The 21,011-nt window shown below is 54.5% G+C and carries 12 protein-coding genes and 3 pseudogenes; 7 read left to right on the top strand and 8 right to left on the bottom strand.

All coding sequences use genetic code 11. The features are described 5' to 3' along the window. Window positions 1-7 precede the first annotated feature (7 nt). The 4 genes and pseudogenes from U9970_RS01320 to U9970_RS01335 all read right to left on the bottom strand — a co-directional run bounded on the left by U9970_RS01320 (window position 8) and on the right by U9970_RS01335 (window position 5,638). A complete protein-coding gene (locus U9970_RS01320) occupies window positions 8-1,096 on the bottom strand; it encodes a polysaccharide pyruvyl transferase family protein (protein WP_322765977.1) in 1,089 nt (362 codons plus the stop codon). Between the two features lie 1,373 nt (window positions 1,097-2,469). After that, on the bottom strand, window positions 2,470-2,679 hold the full coding sequence (locus tag U9970_RS01325; RefSeq protein WP_322766162.1) for a hypothetical protein: 210 nt from the start codon (window positions 2,677-2,679) through the stop codon (window positions 2,470-2,472). Window positions 2,680-3,586: 907 nt separating this feature from the next. After that, window positions 3,587-4,078, bottom strand: a complete 492-nt coding sequence (locus tag U9970_RS01330) for a hypothetical protein (protein ID WP_322764965.1) — start codon at window positions 4,076-4,078, stop codon at window positions 3,587-3,589. 309 nt (window positions 4,079-4,387) lie between these two features. Continuing rightward, window positions 4,388-5,638: pseudogene (locus U9970_RS01335) on the bottom strand (IS256 family transposase). A 771-nt stretch (window positions 5,639-6,409) separates the two neighbouring features. Here U9970_RS01335 and U9970_RS01340 point away from each other — a divergent pair. The 4 genes and pseudogenes from U9970_RS01340 (at window position 6,410) to U9970_RS01355 (ending at window position 12,423) form a co-directional block, all read left to right on the top strand. Next, window positions 6,410-7,981, top strand: a complete 1,572-nt coding sequence (locus U9970_RS01340) for a glycosyltransferase (RefSeq protein WP_322764966.1) — start codon at window positions 6,410-6,412, stop codon at window positions 7,979-7,981. Beyond that, window positions 7,978-8,628 (top strand): hypothetical protein, encoded by a 651-nt coding sequence (locus tag U9970_RS01345; protein ID WP_322764967.1) that lies wholly within the window; start codon window positions 7,978-7,980, stop codon window positions 8,626-8,628. The genes U9970_RS01340 and U9970_RS01345 overlap by 4 nt, the downstream gene beginning before the upstream one ends. Window positions 8,629-10,293: 1,665 nt before the next feature. Further along, a pseudogene (gene wecB, locus U9970_RS01350) lies at window positions 10,294-11,366 on the top strand (non-hydrolyzing UDP-N-acetylglucosamine 2-epimerase). A gap of 211 nt (window positions 11,367-11,577) precedes the next feature. Beyond that, the gene (locus U9970_RS01355) at window positions 11,578-12,423 is read left to right on the top strand and encodes a hypothetical protein (RefSeq protein WP_322764968.1); all 846 of its coding nucleotides are present in this window, start codon (window positions 11,578-11,580) and stop codon (window positions 12,421-12,423) included. Between the two features lie 169 nt (window positions 12,424-12,592). On the opposite strand, the pseudogene U9970_RS14315 reads toward U9970_RS01355, so the two are convergent. Beyond that, window positions 12,593-13,193: pseudogene (locus U9970_RS14315) on the bottom strand (transposase); the annotation flags it as partial. A gap of 174 nt (window positions 13,194-13,367) precedes the next feature. Between U9970_RS14315 and U9970_RS01365 the strand changes: the two are divergent. The 3 genes from U9970_RS01365 (at window position 13,368) to U9970_RS01375 (ending at window position 16,288) form a co-directional block, all read left to right on the top strand. After that, the gene (locus tag U9970_RS01365; RefSeq protein WP_322764970.1) at window positions 13,368-14,183 is read left to right on the top strand and encodes a hypothetical protein; all 816 of its coding nucleotides are present in this window, start codon (window positions 13,368-13,370) and stop codon (window positions 14,181-14,183) included. Continuing rightward, window positions 14,183-15,217 (top strand): glycosyltransferase family protein, encoded by a 1,035-nt coding sequence (locus U9970_RS01370; protein WP_322764971.1) that lies wholly within the window; start codon window positions 14,183-14,185, stop codon window positions 15,215-15,217. Before U9970_RS01365 ends, U9970_RS01370 begins: the two co-directional genes overlap by 1 nt. A 357-nt stretch (window positions 15,218-15,574) precedes the next feature. Beyond that, window positions 15,575-16,288, top strand: a complete 714-nt coding sequence (locus tag U9970_RS01375; protein WP_322765978.1) for an FkbM family methyltransferase — start codon at window positions 15,575-15,577, stop codon at window positions 16,286-16,288. Window positions 16,289-16,306: 18 nt separating this feature from the next. Here the strand turns inward: U9970_RS01375 and U9970_RS01380 are convergent, their stop codons facing one another. The 3 genes from U9970_RS01380 to U9970_RS01390 all read right to left on the bottom strand — a co-directional run bounded on the left by U9970_RS01380 (window position 16,307) and on the right by U9970_RS01390 (window position 20,977). Then, window positions 16,307-17,014, bottom strand: coding sequence for a glycosyltransferase (locus U9970_RS01380; RefSeq protein ID WP_322765979.1), 708 nt, complete (start codon window positions 17,012-17,014; stop codon window positions 16,307-16,309). Window positions 17,015-17,049: 35 nt separating this feature from the next. After that, window positions 17,050-18,792, bottom strand: a complete 1,743-nt coding sequence (locus U9970_RS01385; RefSeq protein ID WP_322764972.1) for a hypothetical protein — start codon at window positions 18,790-18,792, stop codon at window positions 17,050-17,052. Between the two features lie 124 nt (window positions 18,793-18,916). Next, window positions 18,917-20,977 carry a hypothetical protein gene (locus U9970_RS01390; RefSeq protein ID WP_322764973.1) on the bottom strand — a complete coding sequence of 687 codons (2,061 nt, stop codon included), beginning with the start codon at window positions 20,975-20,977 and terminating at the stop codon, window positions 18,917-18,919. Between the last annotated feature and the right edge of the window lie 34 nt (window positions 20,978-21,011).

Consider the following 21,011-nt stretch of genomic DNA (forward strand, 5'->3'; position numbering starts at 1 on the left):
CATGAGTCTAAATTGCAGCAAAAGCGATTTCAGAGTTTCTATCAAGAACTTTTCTTATTTGCCCATGGAATAGAGCACAATCTCTGTGTATAGCTGAGGCTTGATCGCGAACTTCAACCAGCTTGCAAAAAAGCTCTGAGCCTGAGATTGATGCTTCAATCATGGAAATGTCTATTCCCCACTCTTGTCTATTAAGATCGTCTAGGAGCCATTGTAGTTTATCATGTGAAATCAGTGATAAGCAAGGGGTTCCGCATCCCAACGAAATCAACTGTGAGTGACCACGCATTCCGATAACAAGATTCGGCTTTGCATATTTTTTTACGATTTGTCCCGAGCGCAGGCAAGAAAGGTCTTCAAACTTTATTTGAAGACCTGCAGATTTTAAATGTTCATATCCAATGTCATCCATATCAAAATGCGAATAATAGCTGATAGAAAGATTTTCATTAATATCGAGAAAGCGCTTCAGTGCCAAGGCAATACGGTGACATATTTCCTCGGGCCCAGATGAAAATCTAAGGCTGCTGCGGTCAAATGCTAAGTTTATGGCAACTACTGGTTCGCGAGGGGGCTGAGCAATGGTTGGAGAGAATAGCTGCTGGGATATGCTAGTTGGACAAGGATCAAGTCTAATTTTATTGTGAAGGCGGTAAGGCAGATGCTTTCGGAACGCATGAATCGATCCAGTATTTCTTAAACCAATGAACACAGCTTTTTCCGCCAGAGCGGCAACAGAAATCCCAAAACTATCATTAAACCGTGGCTGGTTTCGAAATAGATTGTAGCCAACTCCACGGAGCACAAGTGGTACCTGGATTGCATAGATATGCTCAGGGCTAATTGCCCACTGCCATCCCGATATATCGTTTGCATTGGTATCCGGCAAAAACAATCCACCCCCACCCACTATGCAGATATCGCAAGAGTTAATTTTTTGAATAGTAGCTGAATTGACAGGGTCTCGTGCTTGGATTTCAATCCACTCAATTTTTATTCTTGACCAAGATTCAATGAGGCGCTGGAGAGCTGCGGGCAGAAGGATGTCTCCCGCATTTCCAGCCTTATGAAAGGCCGCAACGTGCGCAATTCTCACTGAAATCAAACTGTATATCTAACTAACTATAGCAGGGCGGCCCTTGCCAGGGTTACCGGGACGCCCAAGTTTATGTCTAGTCAAGAATATCAATGAATTCAGCAACCGCATGCCGCCTGGCATATCGTCCAAGAGATTTGCGAGCGAAGTCTCTGGAGTTTCTCCAGAATCGAATCTGCAATATCAGTCCGATTGAACGAGTCCTTGATCTTATCTTTAGCCGCTACGAACTGCTCGATACTAGTGATCTGCTCCTTGACGATGGAGAAACTGCCGCGCAGGGTCTTTTTTGGGTCATGATCCCGAACAAGCGATCGAACTGATTGAGCCAGAAGCAGGCGTCTTAGATGGGCGTGTAGTGCACTTGGGAACGGGGCCGCTGGGCCAGCCAGGCTTGAACCTTGGCGTGCTTACGGTGTAGTAGTTATCGAGGATCAGGTGCAGCCCAAGCTCCTTGGGTCACTCCTTGTCAATGCGCTGCAGGAAGATGAGTAGCTCCTGGTCGCGGTTATGCGGCTTGCATTCGGCGATCACCGCGTCGGTGGCCACGACCGAGCAGGCTTTTTACCTCCACCTCAAGTATTCGCAGGCATGGCTTGGTCGTAATGGTGTTGTTCAACATTCTTTTGAACAACACAGGAGTGCAGAAAAGCCTTTCGCTCTGCTCCGCCGATATGTCCCATCACCACACTAATTCCGTACTCACGAGCAGCATGCGTCTGCCGGTGAGAAGGATTTTCATGCCGCCTTGAACTCCATCGGCCTCAGCGCTGAGGGATCCAGGCGCTGGCGGGCCTCCAAAGGTCATGGCTGTGCTGTCGCTGGCGCGGTCCGCCCGTGTAGCCGAGGTGGATATGGCCAGTATCATCGCCAATCACGGTCGTCTTAGCATCCCAGCAATCCGCCTTACGGCGGCAGAAGCCAACACCGTTCTCTACACCCTGGAACAGTGGCTGCATTCGACATCGCTGCACCCCAGTGGGCCGGTTCAATCACATGGCTCTGGAGCTTCAGATTCTCCAGCAGGACATCGGCGGGGTAGCTCCAGCTTCGAAAATGCGGGCGTTTGCGTGAAGCAATGGCGTGTTGTTCACACCTGTGCACCTGGTAGAGCCAACCGCTCCAGACCTTCAAATCGCTCAAAATCGCGTTCGAAACTCACCAGGTGCTAGCCATTGTCCATCGCCACGGCGGCCAGGTAGGCATCGGTGCGCAGCAGCTTGTTAAACACCTCCCAGCCCCCCTGCTCTGGCATCGCCATGCTCACGCCCGTTTGCTGGCAGAAGGCCTCCAGAAGAGCGGGCGCGGTGACCGCGCAGAACAACAGCTTCCGTGATGGCTGTGGTCGGGGCGGGCCAGCGCTAGCCAGACATTCAAATCCGGTAGGTCAACCGTGGTGGTGACTCGTCAAGCAGGTCGAACAGCGCGGCGATGCTGCGCAACAACTGCTTGAGGATGAGGGGCTCGCTGACCGCCCGGGCTTTCAGGCGCGCAAACAGGGGGTCCGGAGGCTCCAGAGTGGTACGCCTCGGTGGCAAGGAAGTTCCCCGAAAATGAGCGTCTTCAAGCGCCGCGGGGAACAAGGAGACATTCTGGTGAGGTGCCCAGACTGAACTTGTACGGAGCAACCTCAAACTCAGGGGAGCCTGACAGGCGGGCCATGGGTGGTCATTTGAATAGAAGACCAAAAGTTCTAACAGGAATCAGCAGCCAGAACTATTACTGCGCTCACAAGCACCCATTAAAATCTACAATGGCCACGGAATCGAGCGAACTCAATAGCTGTGCGATCAATACAACATCTACGAGTATGCGTATGCATTGGCTCATTCTCCAAGGGACCAGTCAAACACGACGCGGCGGACTTGACCTAAATAATGACAACCTTGGCGGATTTTGCAATCTCAATGCGGGGGCAGCAAGCCGCCCACCCATAGCCATAAACCGATGAAAACACCAACGCTGCACACGGACCATTCGCATTAAAATCTTACGTTGACTACGCAGCATTGCAAGCTTCAGGGATTGCCTTCGAGATTTCAACAACAACCTTTGCAACTCGCCTTCAGCCCGAGAGAGCTGGAGCAACGCTGAATCTGCCTCGCTCCTAAACCGCTCCGATTCGCTTTGTGCTCGCCCAAGCTCAGATAACAAACGAAGATTTTCACTTGCATTTTTCTGCAAGTATCTACGATGAGCGATCACAAAAGCCGCAGACCCAGACACGGAAGAGCGAGATTCAACCATGAACTCTTCATATTTTTCTAAATCGCGCTTCCAATCCGTCTCGTAACATCGCGAAGACAGCTTTTGGTCAAAATTTGTCGCTAACCAGCTGCAGATGTCAGTCGCCGAAATGCCAAACTTTATGGTGACATCCTCAATAGAAGATGACCATTGCCATGCATTCAAAGGGCTGGAAATCTCTGGGAATGGCACAAGGGAGGTTCGGATTCCTTTTGACGCACATTGGTGCAAAAGCATCGCCAATCAAGACGACATGAACCTAAGAGACTCTTGTCCATCAAGAGAATAAACCAATCCAGCATTTACCAATCCGAGAGACTGCTCCAGCGATGCCGCTCCTTCCCCAAAGCAGCGAGCTTGAATCTCATTCACCAGTCTACTCATGGTAGCAATCAAGGGATCCCTAACTGGAATAACAACCAGATCGATATTGTCTGAATTGAATTCTTTGGCATGGCATATTTCATACAAAAAGGGAGTCTTGGCCACTCCAGAACTGCTTGACGCAATAAAATCAAGGCACTTCTGAGGAGGAACCTCTATACCCGCTGAAATATGAGAATCGATATACTCAGAATCATCGGAAATATTACATCCAAAGTCTGAAAACATTTTCGACAAAAGACTTGTTCCCGATCGCCCAGCACCTCCGATTAAAAGCTTCACCACTTTTTCACGATTTTGATTGCTAGAATAACACTCTTGCGAGGCTTTGGCGAGTCCCCGCAAAGACATTGTAGCTCACTAAATATGGCCGCGTCCCTTTGCGTGGTGTAAATCCCGAGGCCCGAATGCCCTGATCAGAGGGTGAACAGGGTGGAATGACGGACTGTCATTCCTGAGGTGCAGATGCACCTCGTTCATCCACGATGAAACGAGACGATTGACTTGTCAAGTCTCTCATCTGATTGCAGCTGTGTTGTGAGAGGTGGGGGTCTGTGCAGCCCAGTGGTTGCAGCACCGCCCCCCTGGCGGCGATCGAGGCCTGTGCGCCCTGTGGGGGCGCACAGGCCTTGATCGCCTGGGGACTGGGTGTTGCACCTCTCAGGCGGGGACGCTGAGCAGTGTGGGCAGATCCTCCAGTTCCGGGATGGCGGCCATGCTCTCGGCCGAGAACATGCGGCGGCCCTCCAGCTGCCAGTGCTCGTGCTGCTCCAGCAGCACCGCTCCTACCAGACGGGTGATCGCGGCGTCGTTGGGGAAGATGCCGACCACCCTGGTGCGGCGCTTGATCTCCTCATTGACCCGCTCGAGCAGGTTGGTGCTCCAGATCTTGCGCCAGTGGGGCGCAGGGAAGTGGCGGAACGCCAGGACGTCCTCCCGGGCCTGGTTCATCAGCTCAGCGGCCTTGGGGAAACGCTCAGCGAGCGAGGCGGCCAGGTCATCCCAGCGGCTGAGGATCTCGGTTGCGTTCTCCTGGGCGAACACGCTGCGCAACGCGGCGGTGACCATGCCCTGATGGGCCTTTGGAACGCACTGCAGCAGGTTGCGGGCGAAATGGACACGGCAGCGTTGCCACACACAGCCCTGCAACTGCCTGCGGATCGCCTTGGTGAGTCCCGCGTGGGCATCGCTCACCACCAGCTTCACGCCAGTCAGGCCGCGTTCCTACTGCTGCGCAGAAGCCTTGGGCTAGAGCGAGCCGAGGAACTCGCTCCAGAAGCCCTCGCTTTCGCTGTCGCCCACCTTGAGGCCCAGCAGCTCCCGGCGTCCGTCGGTATTGACGCCCATGGCGACGACCACGGCCCGCGAGCAGACCTGCAGGGCCTTGCCCAGCCGCCCATGCAGGTACGTCGCGTCGAGATAGACGTAGGCGTAGCCGGACTCCTGCAGGGGCCGGTTCAGGAAGGCCTGCACCTGCTCGTCGATCTCCTGGCAGATGCGGCTCACCTGAGACTTGGAGATGCCGCTCTGGGAGCCCAGGGCGGCCACCAGAGCATCGACCTTTCGGGTCGAGACCCCGCTGATGTAGGCCTCCATGATCACGGCGTAGAGGGCCTGGTCCACCCGGCGACGGGGCTCCAGGATCGAGGGCAGGAAGCCCCCTTGGCGGAGTTTGGGGATCAGCAGGTCGATGTCACCCACCTGGGTGGTCAGGCTGCGGGGCCGGTAGCCGTTGCGGTAGCCGAGCCGTTCCTCGCTGCGCTCATGGCGGTCGGCACCCAGAAAGGCAGCGACCTCCAGCTCGATCAGTTGCTGCAGGCCGTGGCGCGCCAGCTCGGGGATCAACTCCCCGGCTTTGCTGCCATCCAGTAGCGGCGCCAGGTCAACTGCGGCACGATGGGGCTTGGGCATGGTTCGTCTGGTTGAGGTAGGACTCGAACCAGGGAAACGGGCCTGCCCACCCCTTGCAACATCAGCTGCTGAGCCGATCGCCTGAGATGCGCGCCCCACCCCGGCTACGCCGGGGTGGGGGTGCCGGGGGATTTACACCACTCCGGGGGACGCCAGCCTCGGATATGATGATTAAGGCAATGCCCATTCCACGCACGGCGTCAATGACTTTCACTATAGTCAAATTTGAACCCATTATTTGACTTCTCGCAAATCAAGTGCAAATCATTACCATGCCTTAACTCATAAGTTGTGAACGGGTTCATGTCCTGCCGGTCCGATCGAAATAAAAGACTGGCATTCATCTAATTGCAAGCAAGCTTCTAAAGGCGAATGATCCCTCAAAAAGCTCACATCATACTCGGGAACCTGCAGTTTTCATTTAGACCTCAAAGGCCTCAATATATCGCCGAAGCACTCAGCGCGCACGAGAAGGTTATATACGTTGACTCCGAGACGCTTCGCTGCAATAGCAACGCCCCGCGCACGTACCTGCCAATAGCGGGCAACGACATGCTTGAGGTATGGAATATTGACATTCCGGAGTCAGTTTTGCCCTATGGCCAAAGCTTTTGGAGCACATCACTGTCCGAGGGCAAAGCCATAGAACTCGTATCATATCTATATTCCGAATTAGACAATGAAGGAGTAGGGGCTCTATCATTCATCATAATGCATCCCATGTGGTGGGCTCTCGCAAAATATTCGTCCTCGGCTGTAATATACGACTGTATGGATTTATTATCAGGCTTTCAAGAGATTGATCGCGACCTTGTGGCCGACGAAGCACTTGCCAAGAAATACTCTGATCACATTGTATATACTGCCGATGCTTTAAGACTGGAAGACCTAATTGATACCAAGCGATCTACTGTCATCAGGAATGGATTCTTATTAAAGAAGGTCGCTATAGCGGCCTCAAATGTATATTCTGAACCAAGAGCTGACTCTCATTGGCAAACCCAGTCAAAGCTAAGAATTTTATACGTTGGCGCAATTTCGCATTGGTTTGACTGCAGCCTATTTATAGACACTATTTCAAAAGTCTCAGACGTCGAAGTGTTAGTAGTCGGTCGAGATGAAATTGGCTTGGAGAGTAGATCGCTTGCTGCATGTAATGATACAGTTTTACTTAGATTCCTTGGAGAGGTTCCTCACCCTGAAGCATGCCAGCTAATGTGTTCAGCTGATGTTGGCTTAATACCTTTGGATGACTCTTGTGATTTGATAAGATGTACAAATCCAGTCAAGCTCTATGAATATTTACATTATGGATGCCAAGTTCTTTCTACTAATATACCGGAGGTGTTGCTTATGCAATCTCCGGACGTCTTTTGTAGCTCATCCTCCAAGGAATGGGCATATGCTTTAAGTAAAATGATCGATTCTTTTGATTATACAAATAGAATGGCGGCCAAAGTTGCTATTAATGAACGATCAAGCTTGATGCTTAGTGGCAGCGATTGGGCCTCCAGGGGAGATGTCTATTTTGATCTTTTAAAACTCATACAAGCTGATTCTATTCCGAGAAGATCTCGAGGGATTGCTAGTTCGTTGCACGAAAAACCTGTATTCTCGGTGATTATACCAAGCATTGGCTGCCATGAAACTTTATTAGATTGTATTAAAAGCCTTCTTTGCTTCTACTCCAGTGCAATTGATCAGATAGTTCTTGTTGTTAATGGCCCATTCACAAAGAAAGATAAATTAGAAAAAAAGATATTGCAGCAGTTTCCTGGGAAAATAACTGTCATTCACACTCTTGAAAAGCTTGGATTTGCTAAGGCTGTCAATCTAGGAGTCAGAGAATGCGCGACAGACTTAGCCATGATATGCAATGATGATATAATTTTTTCTCCATGGAGCCTTCTCCCATACCTTGAATTACCGCCTTCTATACTTAGCAATAACTGTATAAATATAGCTACTACCAATATTGACGGCGACGCATTTAGGCCGCACGATTATTTCCTTTTAAAGGATTTTTATCGAGTATCTCTCTCTAGATATTCTAAATATGGCACTTCTGCAATTGGAGCAGCTCGTGTAGGTTTAAACTTTTGCTCAATAACAGTCCAAAACTTTTTGGAAGTTGGTGGCATCCCTGAGGATTATGGCTTAGGCTATTTCGAGGATGATGCGTTTTACATGAAATTAAGAGACCGCGGCATAGGCATCAAATACCTTCCAGGCGCTTATGCCCATCATGTCGGGTCCCTTACTTTTCAGTCTTTAGGTGCCACCACTCGATTTACTCTAATTAAAAACAACAGGAAATTACTTGAAAGCGAGTCGTCCAAATGAATAGAATTGATTGGCCTGACCTTATCTCTTTTGTTGATATGTGCGAGGATGTAGCTTTTGATTTAGATCAGCTTCCCCTCTCATCGTCCAAAAATATACAGGTACATCACGAAACGTTGATAAAATATGCCCTTTCTGTTGGGCGCGCTTTCCCTAATTCAGTTTCAGCGGGTCTGCTGTGGAGGTTTGGTGAGTTGTATGATAATTGGTTGCTTAGGCTGGAAGCCTCTTTTCAATACCTTTATTCTTTGCCATGGCTAGACAGCAATGTGCATGATATTGACGCCATCATCGCAAAATTACTGCTAGTCAGAAGTCGCTTCGCCCTTACTGACTTGCCATTGAAGACAAATAATCGATATCAAAGGCGATTTTATACTATTGTGAGACAATTCCCCAGGCCTACATGGGCAGATAGGCGATATTTTGGTTATTTCAAAAAGATTACAAAGCATGGCATCTTCGAAGATATTAGTAGATCTCTTTCCGCTGGCAGCAATCAGCGTGTTCGTAGGGTTCTTCGACGTTATCAAAAAATCTCACATAGTTTATTTTACAACGAAATTGCGCGCCCTGGATTCGAGTCCTCCCAAAAAACCAATGTATTTGCAAAGTATAATATGCTTATTTGCCGCCTGATTCGTTGATTGCGGCTATTAACTGGTTGAAGGTTTTGACTAGTGTTGAGCTAATAGTATCGCTTTGCCATGGCTAGCATCGTCTTTATATAGTGCGTCATGCCTGCGACCCGGTGAGGATTGACCCAAACTCCTTAGTCTCGGTAGCCTTGGGGCGGCAGTAAGCAGGTCTGTCATCGCGCACGCTGACTTCTCGACGTCATCTACTTAGGCAGCCGCTTTGCATCAGCCATTACCCGTTTCAATTCACACTTGGCAACACTTTTTATCCCCTTTTCTGGCTTGCTTCCCGGCCGAATTTCTTCGTTCTCCAGGTATGGTTAATTTCATGGAGGGTGCCACTCCACTTCTGCTCCTCGGGCGATCTAGCACAACGGGGCGCCGGGATCAGACTGGGCTAAAATATTCAGGTAGTAATCACAACTTGTGAGGGTTGTCGTCAGCAGAGGATGTGTCGGCTCCAGCGCAATCGATTATTTCGGCGTGCTGCCTCGTAGACATTAATTTGCTGTTGGCAAATTGCCTTGGCAGCTCCGTTGAGACGCTGATGGAGCGTCACGATTTTGATCCCGCTGTGGAGGTGGCACTGGTTGTGTTACTCCACAAAGCCTGCCACCCACGCGTAGGCGTCGTCCTTGCTGGCCAAAGGCCGGCTTGGGTAATCAGGCCGGTAGTTGACGGTTCGGTACGGGAATTCTGAGATCGAGTTGTCCTTGCAGACCCTCTTCCTTGTGAAGGATATCTGCACGCCAATCTCCTTCAGATTCTAGCGTCGCCCCATGCATGGAATGGCCGTTATCGGCATGGAGTAGCATTGGGTGCTGCTGGCATTGGTAACTTCCAAAACCGCTTGGACGACGCTAACTCTCCTCGACACAGCTTCGTTTCACCATACCAGCCACGATGCCTGTAACTGCCCGAAAATATGACGCACCTGCTGCTGATCAGGCATCTATCCTCAAAGTAGCTGAATTGAGTTAGATTCCTGGCGGTGGCGGTGGATTGATCCAGACCACTTCTGGCTGACGCCAGCAAAGCGTTGATCGTGACCATCGGCGCGGGTGTCGTTGGCGTGCCTGTTCGTAAACGACAGCACGATGACGATAGTTCTCCACAGCTTGGCCACTGTGACGCTGCACAGTAGTCACGAACTTGATCCCGCTGTGGGGATGGCGGTGGTTGTACCAGCCCACAAATGAGGACACCCAATGGCACGCGACCTCCTTTCTCGTGAATGGCCGGTTGGGGTAGTCAGGCCAGGGACTATTACAATCCTGTCTCAGGATGTCTGGCTGTGGCGCCGCCTCTTCGGTGTAGTGCTACGGAACAGCACCTGATCTTTGGCCTCACACCCCGCCGCCATACCTGCTGCAGCAACCGATCTGATCAGATTTCTCAATCCACTGCCAGACAGCCGGATGCGCCGCGGCTTCTGCAGTGTCAAGGAACTGATCTCGATAATGGAGTAGCTCTCAGTAAATAATTATAAGACCTAGGCGCCGTTCAGATTGACCGCCACGGTCGATTCAACCCTGGATAAGCTCCAGCGACTTTGCTCGCGAAACTCAGGGACAAAATACTATAGGTTTAGTCTGATAATTTCAGGAACCCCTGTTGAGTCAAGAATTTATTTGAAGATATTATAATTTCCATCCTACAGCGGATAACAATGAAGTGACGCTATTCGATTTATCACTGGTCACGATTCTGCTCGGCACCCGGGCCTGAGGCGATCAAGCTGGCGCCAGTTATCCGGGCTTGGCTGGTGTGATGCTCACCGGCCAGCACTGCGAAATGGTGAGCCAGGTAATGGAGCTGTTCGTTCTAGCGGCCTACCACGATCTGGACCTGATGGCGCCTAAGTAGACCCTCACCCACATCACCTGTGCGGCCCTGGCCGGCCTGAAGAGCGAATTCACCTCCTACCAGCCCGATTTGGTGCTGGTGCGAGGCGACACCATCATGGCTTTCGCTTTGGTCTTGCCAGCCTTTTAAGAGCAGATTCCGGTGGGGCACTTGGAGGCCTTCTGCGCACTGACAACCTGCTCGATCCCTTCCCGGAGGAGGCCAACCGCCGGTTGATCTCCCAACTGGCCCAGCTGCACTTCGCCCCCACCGAGCGTTCAGCGGCCAACTGCCGCGCCTCGGGTGTGGAAGGTTAGGTTCTGATTACGGGCAACAGTGGTGATCGATACCTTGCCGCAGATGGCCGAGCAGGCGCCGCGGCTCGTCCTACCCGGACTGGACCGGACCAGCCAGCGGTTGCTCCTGGCCACGGTGCACCGGTGCGACAAATGGGGCGAGCGGCTTGCTGAGATTCGTGCCGGCTTCCTAGAGCTGTTGGAGCGCATTCCGGATACAGCCCTGTTGCTTGCCGCTGCACCGCAACCCCACAGCGCGCGAGCCGCTGCAAGCCCTGCTGGGCAGCTATCCATCTACTCACCGAACCCCTCGGCTACGACCAGCTGGTGGCTGCGATGCGCTTCTGCACCCTGGTTCTCACCGATTCAGGCGTCCTCCAGGAGGAGGCACCAGCCCTGGGCAAGCCGGTACTGTTACGGCGCCTCACCACCGAACTGCCCGAGGGAGTGGAGGCTGGCACGGCATGGCAACGACCGAGGGTTAGTAGCCAGCTGCGTGATTCTTAGGCCTATGGCGCCATGGCCCGAGCGGTGAATCCCTTCGGCGATGGCCAGTCCTCGGGCCGGATCGACGAGGCGACGCGAAAATGCTTGAATAGGCCATGATCTGCCAAAGGCAGTATTGCATTTGCCGCCTGATAACATTTAAAGCTGCGATGGTTAAACATTTTTCACCACCTTCAGGGCACGCATGAGACGTCTTCTTCATTGGTCAAATAACCAAGAGAGAATATTGAATATTGTCTCAGATTACTCGTGTCTTTTTACGATAGTTTTAAAGATTAAAGACGATGCATTCTTCTTTCCCAGGTGGCTGGTGCATCACCAAAATCTCCTGCCGGGCTGCCGACTAATTATCTTTGACAATGAGTCAACAGACGCAACACTCATAAAAGCATATGAAGATATCTCTTCTGACAATGTATTTGTATTCAGCTTTAGCGGTAATCCCGACCACATTCATTGCCCCAGCAATTGGGGCCAACTCTACGAAGCTCTTCGGCGCTCAAGCGATTACTATGCATTCTTTGACGTAGATGAATTTTTATACTGCGTTAGTGCTGAAGGAAATATTATTTCCTTGGAGCAGTATCTGCTTGATTGCAAGAGTCAACGGATTTTGTGCTGTCCTTCTCACTGGGCACTGTCAGAGCCCCTTTCAGAAAAAATTTATCATTTCTGCTCGGATGAGCTTTTGCGCGGTGGCAAGCCAGTCATGTCCTCTGAGATGTGCACCAGCAATCTAGATATAATTAATCACAACGTGCAGCTCTTCGGGCAGCTAGATATCATTCACCGATGTCGAGGCGGGCTTGTTCTGTTTCACCAAAGAGACTTAAATCCAACACAAAGAATCAAAGTTAATACACTAAAGTGCCTAACTTACAACTTCATTGAGTCCGAAGCTGACATCCATTCACTCCTTGCCGGATCGCTCGATGACATTGATCCGGCCACATTCAGGAACTACCTTGTTGAAATATCGCGGCTTCGAGATATTGCAGAACATGGGCTAAGTGACTCCCTAAGATTTAAGCACGGTGCAATTACCCTCAACAAAGAGTATAATCAAATAGTTCCCACTGATTTGAAAGCGGCAGACCGTCTTGGTGTATTTGTAAATAACTTTCCGGACTTAAAGGCAGCATTTCCTCCCAGATAATACACAGCAAAAGCTTGATTCTGCACTCAGGTTCTGGGATTTGGTGCATCTTATTGGCGAACGCTCAATGACATGCCTCCTTTTTTCTTTGGGTACTATGAGAATGTGTGGGCATGCAGAATCTGCTTGAGCTGCCCCAAAGGGTATATGTGCTCTTCAGGGCCGGATGCCCTGAATTCTTGCCCACGCCTGCGTAAAATTCCAACTCGAAATACCACTGGTTGCCCTTCTTAGCCTGGTGCGTCACCAGATCCCGCTTTCCATCTTTGTTCTTTGTTGAGCTGGGGGCTGCGATCAAGCTGTCATCAATGATCCTGGCTTACCGCCGCATCGTCGTGCCGCTTGCGCTGAGTTGAGCATTGGCTGTTTCAATGATTTTCTCGCCCAGTCCGAACTTGGCCAGCATGTGGCGGAAAGAGAGGATTGTGGTCTCATCCAGGATCCGATCGCTGATCAGATCGATGCCGGCAAAGCCACGCATAGTGCGCACCTCGATCAAGGCCTCTTCCTTGGCCGGATCGCTGAGCGAATTGCACTGCTGCAATAGATCGATCCGCAGCATCGTGGCCAGCGGGTAGGGAGGCCGGTCGCCCTTCTTGCTCACTTTGGAGGTAGTGGGAATCAATCAATGCGACCAGTGCCCGCCACAGCACAAGCACCTCTATCCCAGCGAGAAGCTTCTCCCGATTGGTCTGCTTATTGGCGGCGGTGAGCTCGTAATCCGAGAAGCCGAGATGCTTATCCCCATTACCCCAATCCTGAGCTGCGATCAGGACGCCATTGTTCCGCAAACGGGCTGGTGTTTTAGGGAGCCTGACTACCAAGGAATGGCGTGTACACTACGCTGGAACGCGAGTTTCGGCCGGTTGCTGCACTCAGATGCATGCCGTTGGCCCCACTGTGGCGGCCTCTGCGACAGTGGGGCCAGTTGGGGGCCCGTTGCCGTGCAGATCCAGATCTGGGCCCCCGGGCTGGACGCCTCTCGGCTTATGGATGGCCTGGTGCAGGCCCACCTGCAGGTGCTGCCGCTGGCCGATCCCGCCGCGGCCTGCGCCGAGCTGCCGCTGCTGATCGTCTATGCCGATCCCCTGGGGCGGCTGGCTTCCCAGGGTGCAGGCGAGCACAATGGGGCCCTGCTGGCCGCCCTGCCCCAGCTGGAGCGCGCCGTCAGCCTCTGCCGCCTGGTGAACCTCAGTTGTGTGGCGCTGCCCGCCCTTGTTGCCTGGTGCGTGGAGGCCGGCGCTGCCCCGCCACCGGAAGCCCTGCCGCGTTTCGCCGCGCCCGATCCCTTCGAGGCGCTCCTGGCCATGGCCTGGCTGCATGAGCATCCCGAGCATTTGCAGGCCTACAAAGCCTTAGAAGCTCACCCCCTCGCTGCTGCCCTCGATGGTCGGCCTCCTGATTTCGATTGCCTAGGGCGCTACCGGCAGGCCGCCAGCCTGGACGCCCTGTTCGCGGCTCGGCAGGAGCGGGCTGCCCTGGAGGCCGACCTGGCAGAGCTGGCCCAGCAGCTGCAGCCCCTGCAGGAGCAGCAGCTCGAAGCCCTGGCCCTGCGCGAGCAGCTGGCGCTGCTGCAAGCGCGCCTGCAGCAGGCCGATGCCCTGCAGGAGCGCTGCAGCGAACTGCAGCTCAGCCTGCAGGCCCAGCAGCTCGATCTTGAGCAGCTCGCCCGTCGCCTGGCCCTGCTCGAGCAGCTGGTGAGCTCAGGCAGTGAGGCGAGCCTGCGCCTGCAGGGCCGCCTGGCCCAGGCGCTGGCCTGATGCTGCGCATTGGCGTGCTGGCCCAGGCCCCCGACGGGCCCCTCACCAGCTCCGCCTGGATCAGGCTGCTGCTGCCCCTGCGGCGCCTGGAGCAGCAGGGGGGCTGCGTGCTCGTGCAGCTGGAGCCCGCCGCGACAGACGACGCTTCGGCCTTTGAGCTCGCTGGCCTGGATCGCTTGATCGTGCAGCGCGCTGCCTGCCCCAGCCTGGCCATGGCCGAAGCGCTGGTGCAGGCCTGCCGCCAGCGGCATCTGCCCTTGATCCTTGATCTCGACGACGCCCTCTTCTCCCTGCCGGCCGACCACCCCGAGCGCGAGCGCTACGCCCCCGCCATCCCTGCCCTTGAGCACCTGCTGGCGGCGGCCGATCTGCGTGTGTTCTCCACGGCCACCCTGGCGGCCCAGTGTCAGCAGTTTGGCCCGCAGGCGGTGCTGGCCAATGGCCTCGATGCCGAGGCCTGGGCGGGTCCGGCCCGCTTCCCGCGCGGCGAGGCTGAGGGCCCCCTGCAACTGCTCTACATGGGCAGTCGCACCCACGACGCAGACCTGGCCTTGATCCTGCCGGAGCTCGATGCCCTAGCGGGCCGCAATCCCGATGCCTTTCGCCTCACCCTGGTGGGCGGCGTCAGCCAGCCCCTGCAGCGCCCCTGGCTCCACACCCTGGAGGTGCCCCTGGAAGCCCGCCGCTACCCCCGCTTCGTGCGCTGGCTGCGCCGCCTGCCCCGCCACGATCTCGGCCTGGCCCCCCTGGTGGCCAACCCCTTCAATGCCGCCAAAAGCGACGTGAAGCTGCTCGACTACGCCGCCCTCGGCCTGCCGGCGCTCTGCTCACCTGGGCCTGCCTACCAGGAGCTGTTGACGGCGGGCCTGGCCTTGCCGGCCGAGCCTGGCCAGTGGGCTGAGCAGATTGGTTGGGCAGCTGGGCACCGCCGCCGTCTGCGCCGCCTGGCCCAGGCGGCCCATGGCTACCTGTGGGAGCAGCGCAGCGCTGAGCGGTTGGCCCAGGGCTGGGGAGAGGTGTTTGCCCTCGCTTAATCTGTAGATCTCAGATGTGATCCTGTGGGGAAAAGAAAAAAGCAGAGGCGCAAGGCTCAGGGAGGCTCAGCTTCGGCCAATACGTCTCGGCTTCAAGGGCAAACCTTTGCGAGCCAGTGGGGATGCAATGCCACCCGTTTTCTTGGGCCTTTATTGCGTCGCTTGCCGCGATCATGGGGGCTGCTTCGTTGTTGTCTTCGCTACGGCCCGAGGGGGTGTGTGGCTCCAGATGTCTGTGCTGAAGTTAATGCGTATTACAAGGCGAATCCTCAAAGATTTGAGGCGCCAACGCGATATGGCTTCCGGATTGCTGGCGACACGAGGGATTTAATCCAGAGATACCTCTTCCTGTTCGGGGTGTGGGAGCCATGCCTGACCCAGTGGCTGCGTCGGCGCTTGAAGCCAGGCGATGTCTTTGTTGATGTTGGCGCTAATATTGGCTATTACAGCCTGCTTTCATCTGTTCTGGTTGGTGCTTCAGGATCGGTTGTTTCCATTGAGGCATCTCCCAGTACATTTCAAAAGCTGCTAAGCAATGTCAGGCGAAACAGGCTGAAGAACGTCCGGGCGCTCAATGTGGCTGCTTCAAATGTGTCTTCGACTGTTCGCATGTACCGCGCCCCCGCCAATAACCTGGGATCGTCCTCATTGCTTGAGGGCGATGGCTTTGAGTGCGAGGGCGAAGTGCAGGCTGCTGCGTTGGCTGATCTGTTAACGGCCGATGAGATCCGCCGGGCCAGGATTCTCAAGATCGATGTTGAAGGCTTGGAGGTTGTTGTGGTTCAGGGTTTGCTGCCTATTCTGGATCACGCAAGACACGATTTGGAGATTGTGGTTGAGGTGGGTGGTGGGCCTGGAGCTTCGGCTCCGTCGGCCTCTTCGGCTGCGGGTGAGATCATTCCGTTGATGAAGGCCATGGGATTTAATGTTTATCGCGCGACCAACAACTACAGCCCTAGATTTTATGCCGAAACAAGTTCTTTCTCTCGCCCAGCTCGCCTGAGTGCAGGCCTCGACACTCTTGGGGAATGCGACCTGATCTTCTCCCGGAAGAACAAGAAGCGCCTTTGAGCCCATGGCTCATCGTGCTCAGTCCCACAGCCGCATCGCATCGTCGCGGGCGCTGAACCATTCGGCGGCCAATGGCCCGCCCATGGTGCGCTGCTCCCGGAACCAGGGCCCGCCCAGGGTCCAGTGCAGCAGGGCGGACGGTTCTGCCAGGGGGCGCTCCTGCACATCCACCAGGTGGTTCCAGCGCTCCATGGGCAGGGCGCCGATCAGGCTGTCGTCGCCAAGCCAGTGGAAGCGGTGCAGCTCCAGGCCGCTGGCGCTGTTCACATACGCAGGCGTCAGCGCGGCGCAGCGGCTGCTGTTGAACAGCATCAGCGAGCTCCAATTCTTCTTCTCGTAGCGGCTCTGGGTTTCCCCCAGGAATTTCACCTCCTGATCGGGTACGTGCTGGTGCTGCACGCACATCAGCGCATAGCGGTCGTCGCGCAGGGCCCAGAGCTCGGCGATGTCGCTGCGGCAGAGCATGTCGCAGTCCATGAAGATGGCCCAGCCCTCAAAGCCCATCAGCTGGGGCACCAGGAAGCGACTGAAGGAGAAGGCCGTGCTCTGGCGAGGATCCCGTTGGCGCCAGTAGAGCCCCTGGGCCTCCAGCTGGGGTGTTATCAGGGGCGTGATCGCCAGTGGCACGCTGCTGTGCTGGTAGAGGCTGTCGATCAGCACGTTGGTGGCCGCCCGCTCCCGGGGGTCGTAGCCGATGAAGATCGGGATCGGTGCTTGGGCGGGCAGTGCCACGGGGAGCGGCTCAGGCAACGAGGATGAACCTACGGGAGAACGGGTTTCGGGTTGTGTGGGGGGTGCTCCTCCAGGGTTGCGATCAAGGCCCCATACAGCGCTTCCCACGGCAGGCTGTAGTTCACGTAGCCGGTGGGCGTGCTGGGGTCGCTCACGTCCTGCACCAGGGCGGGATCAATCTCACGGGTGTGATGGTGAATGTGCTGGTGCTTGGAGGCAGCCATGCGCTGGCCCATATGGCCCACGCCCGGTCTGGCGCAGATGCGGGCCACGTTGAGGGAGCCGGTGGTGTAGTTGGCCACGAAGGCGTCCACGCCCAGGCCCACCCGCACCTTCTCCAGCAGCGGCAATCCGGCCACCACCCCCACCTTGCCTCTGGTTTTGAAGTTGAGCCGCTTGAGGATGCGGCGGATCACCCGGTCGTCGTTGCGGGCCTCGCGGCGGTGGTAGTCGGAGCTCGCCAGTGGTGGCGTCCAGCCGTCAAAGATCACGCCCAGGCGTGGATACACCGCATGCAGGGCGTTGAGCAGGGCGGCGGTGCCTTCCACCTGCTCCACCCAGCTGCGTTTCTGGCCGGTGATGCCCACCCAGATCAACGGTGTGCAGGCTTCCAGCTCCTCCAGTGCCCCGATCGCCGCCAGCTGCGACTCGCGCCGTGCCGCATCCCGCAACTGCCCATCCACAGCGTCGGCCAGGGCCCGCAAGGCCGGCTCCTCAGCCCGGGTGTGAAACCAGAAGCCCAGCTGCAGCAGGTAGGTGCCGTTGGCGGTCGTTTGCGCGTTGAGAGCCTCCTGGCTGAGCTGCTGGTGGGGCTGGGCCAGCTCCAGGCAACGGCCCAGATCCACAAAGGCTTCGCCCTCTTTGGAATAGAGGCCATCGTCTTCTGTGAGCTGGTGGGCCTCCCGCACCGCCTGCAGGGCCAGCAGCCCGTCGTAGAAGCAGTGGTAGGGCCGGCTATGGCCCACCAGGTAGCCCCCGAAGCGGGCCGGCTGGCTTGGCCTGAAGAATTCCGGCGTGCGGCTGAGGATCGCCAGGCAGGTGCGCACCGTGCCGGCCTCCAGGTGGCACACCAGCAGCAGCAGGTTCAACCCCGGCAGCAGCACCGCATCGCTGCTGCTCACCCCCTGAAACACCACAAAGCGCTGCTCGCCCTCCTGCACCAGCAGCAGGTTCCAGTTCAACACCAGCCGGCTGGCCAGGATCCGTCCCGGGCCCTGGCCCAGCACGCTGGGAAATTGGCCCTGGTGGCGCAGCCCCGCCGCCTCCACCACCAGCTCCTGGCTGGCGGCCCGCCCACAGAAGGCGGCCACGGCCGCCGGGCGGTCGCCGCCGCGCTGCACGTTGGTGCCCAGCAGGGCGCAGTGGCTGATCCGTTCCAGCTCTGGCTCCGGCAGGGCTCCGGCTGCGCCGGCGAAGAAGGCTCGCCACTGCTCCAGCTCGGCGGGGGTGGCCCGCAGCACCCGAATCGCCACCCAGGGGCGCACCAGGCTTCCCCGGCGCAGGCTCAGCAGCAGCTCCTCGCCCAGCTCAGCGGCGGCCAGCTCGCCGCTGAAGCTCCAACTGCCCGCCTCGCCTGGTTGCAGCGGCCAGTGCCAGTGCCGATCACCGCTGCTGAGCTCCAGCTCCAGTGGCTGGCTGAGCTGGCCCGCTAGGGCCAGTTGCTCACCGCAGAGCTCCAGGCGGGCTAGGTCTGCTCCCACCTGCAGCTCCCGCAGGGAAAACCAGCGCCGGGGTTCGACAAACAGCACGCCCACCCCTGCTCCTGGGGCCATGGTATGGCCGTCCCAGAACCTAGCTGGCAAAGGAGAGGCCACTTTCCCTGCTCACGGCACCGGCGTAAATCTTTCTTTGCTTGAACTGGGAGATAACAAGCCAAGAACTACAGATTTGGCGATATTAGAAACTTTTGAGCTTAGAAGATGAAGAGTTTTCACAGAAAACCAGCCAGTGCATGTCTGTTTTCTTATAGGCTAAGCCTCCGGGTTTGGACATGTGCGCAAATGTTTCTTCATTGCAGATCAGGAGATTGCCAGTATCAAGAATAATTTTATCAAGCACTCCTTTGATGAGGATTTCTCTTTTTTTGCTGCTTGATTGATCCATAATGGCTTTGATAGTTTCGTTATATGCGCCGGGGCCAAATGAGTCGTGGATGAGCTCAGGCGTGAGCTCTTTGCCAGTGTAATTCCATCCATTCAGTGAATCTCGAATGGCCCGAAAAATCGGACAGGAAGGTCTTGAAATGAAGAAACTATTTTGAATGAATGGATAGTTTGACCAGCAAAAGAAAGTGCTCGATTCTGCGTCTAATGCTAAGGCGAGGATCTGAGCGGAGAATTTTTTTGGGTAAAGGTCGGAGTCTAGGTATATGCATTCTTCGATTTTGGTATATGCAAGCCTAAATACGTCTGATTCTGCCGCAAAATGTGGAGCGCTTTGAAAAGCCATTTCAAACTCAGGCGTGTTAGACGCTATCCATTTCTGCGCTTCGCTTTTATTCCAGATTCTGATTCTTTCTGCACCACAATCGGTCAAAACTTGATTCCAAGCCTCGGTAACATCTAGAACATCTGCTGGAATTTCGTTCTGGCTCCAATACTGGATTGGTTTTGGCATGCTCCTGCATTGCCTTGATTTTAATGCAGTGTATTGATGGGTTAATGCCCTGTTGGCTTTGGAGTCCCTCCATGACTCAAAAAAAACCTTGTATTTATCATGAGAATTATGGGCTGACTTGGTCCAAGCCAATATTTTTAATAAGAACTTTTGGTCAGTAGTATCTTTGACGATGCCTATGCCTTTTTCGAGTATCTGGGCGGCTCCATTGAAATCCTTTAGTACCATTTTGTCTTGGGCCGCAAGGTAGTAGCCGTTCCAATCCCCTGGCCTGTGGGTTATAAAAAGTTCTGCATATTCTAAGGCCTTTGCGTATTCTCCTGACGCTCGGAAAACTTGGTTTGCAACTCTTATAAGCCCTTCCTGAGTTGGCATTTTTCGTAACCCCTGCTGGATTGCAGCCTGAGCCTCTGGCAGCCTATCTAGGGCAACCAAGTCTTTCGCTGCGCGAACATAGCCTTTCCAGTTGACTGGCTGATGGGTGATGAGTAGCTCTGCATACTCCAGGGCCTTTTGATAGTTGCCAGATTCATTTTGGCTGTCATGTGCAATCGTTATAAGATTAAACTGGTCTGGAGCCTTCTGCAGGCCTGCTTCGATTTTGCCTATTGCTTCGGGTAATCTTTTTAATGCCAGTAGGTCTTGCGCGGCCCGGTAGTAACCTTCCCAGTTGTCTGGATGCTGAATGATCAGAAGTTCCGAATAGCTCAGCGAAGTTTCGTAGTCGCCCGATGCGCAGAAGACATCCTGTGCAGTTTGTAGGAGATTAAGGTCATTTGGAATCTTCTCTAAGCCATCTTTGATCTGCGCCTGCGCTTGAGCAAAATGCTTTTTCTTAAGCAGCGACTTAGTAGCGTATTGGCATGATTCTCTGTATCTATTCTGGATATCTCCTGCAATTGAGATAAGTTTTTTCTGATTCGGGAACTTTTTAAGGCCTTCCAGTATTTTTGTCTGAGCCTCGGAAAATCTCTTCAGAGCAGTATAGTCTTGAGCTGAGTGATAATATCCCTCCCAAAGATCAGGATAGTTGTTCAAAAGTAGCTCTGAGTATAAGAGAGCTTGCTTGCGACTGCCTGATTTGCGATAAACTTTGTTCGCGGTAATCAATAGATTTGGCTGATTGGGATGCTTGGCTAGCCCTCCCAGGATTTTTGATCTAGCCTCCTGAAATTTTTTATTTTTTAAAAGGGCCTTGGTTTCTTTTACAACTGCCTGCCACGTATTGTGGCCTGTTACTATATTGCTGAATATTTTGTAAAGCATGCTGGCTAATGTTTTTACATTGGTAAATAATTTTTCTCTGCCACGGCGCCTTTGGCTTGATCTCCCTGGCTGCAATCGAATATTTGTATAGTAATTGACACTTTGGCCC

The organism is Cyanobium usitatum str. Tous (assembly GCF_963920485.1).
In the GTDB taxonomy this organism is placed as follows: Bacteria; Cyanobacteriota; Cyanobacteriia; order PCC-6307; family Cyanobiaceae; genus Cyanobium_A; species Cyanobium_A usitatum_A.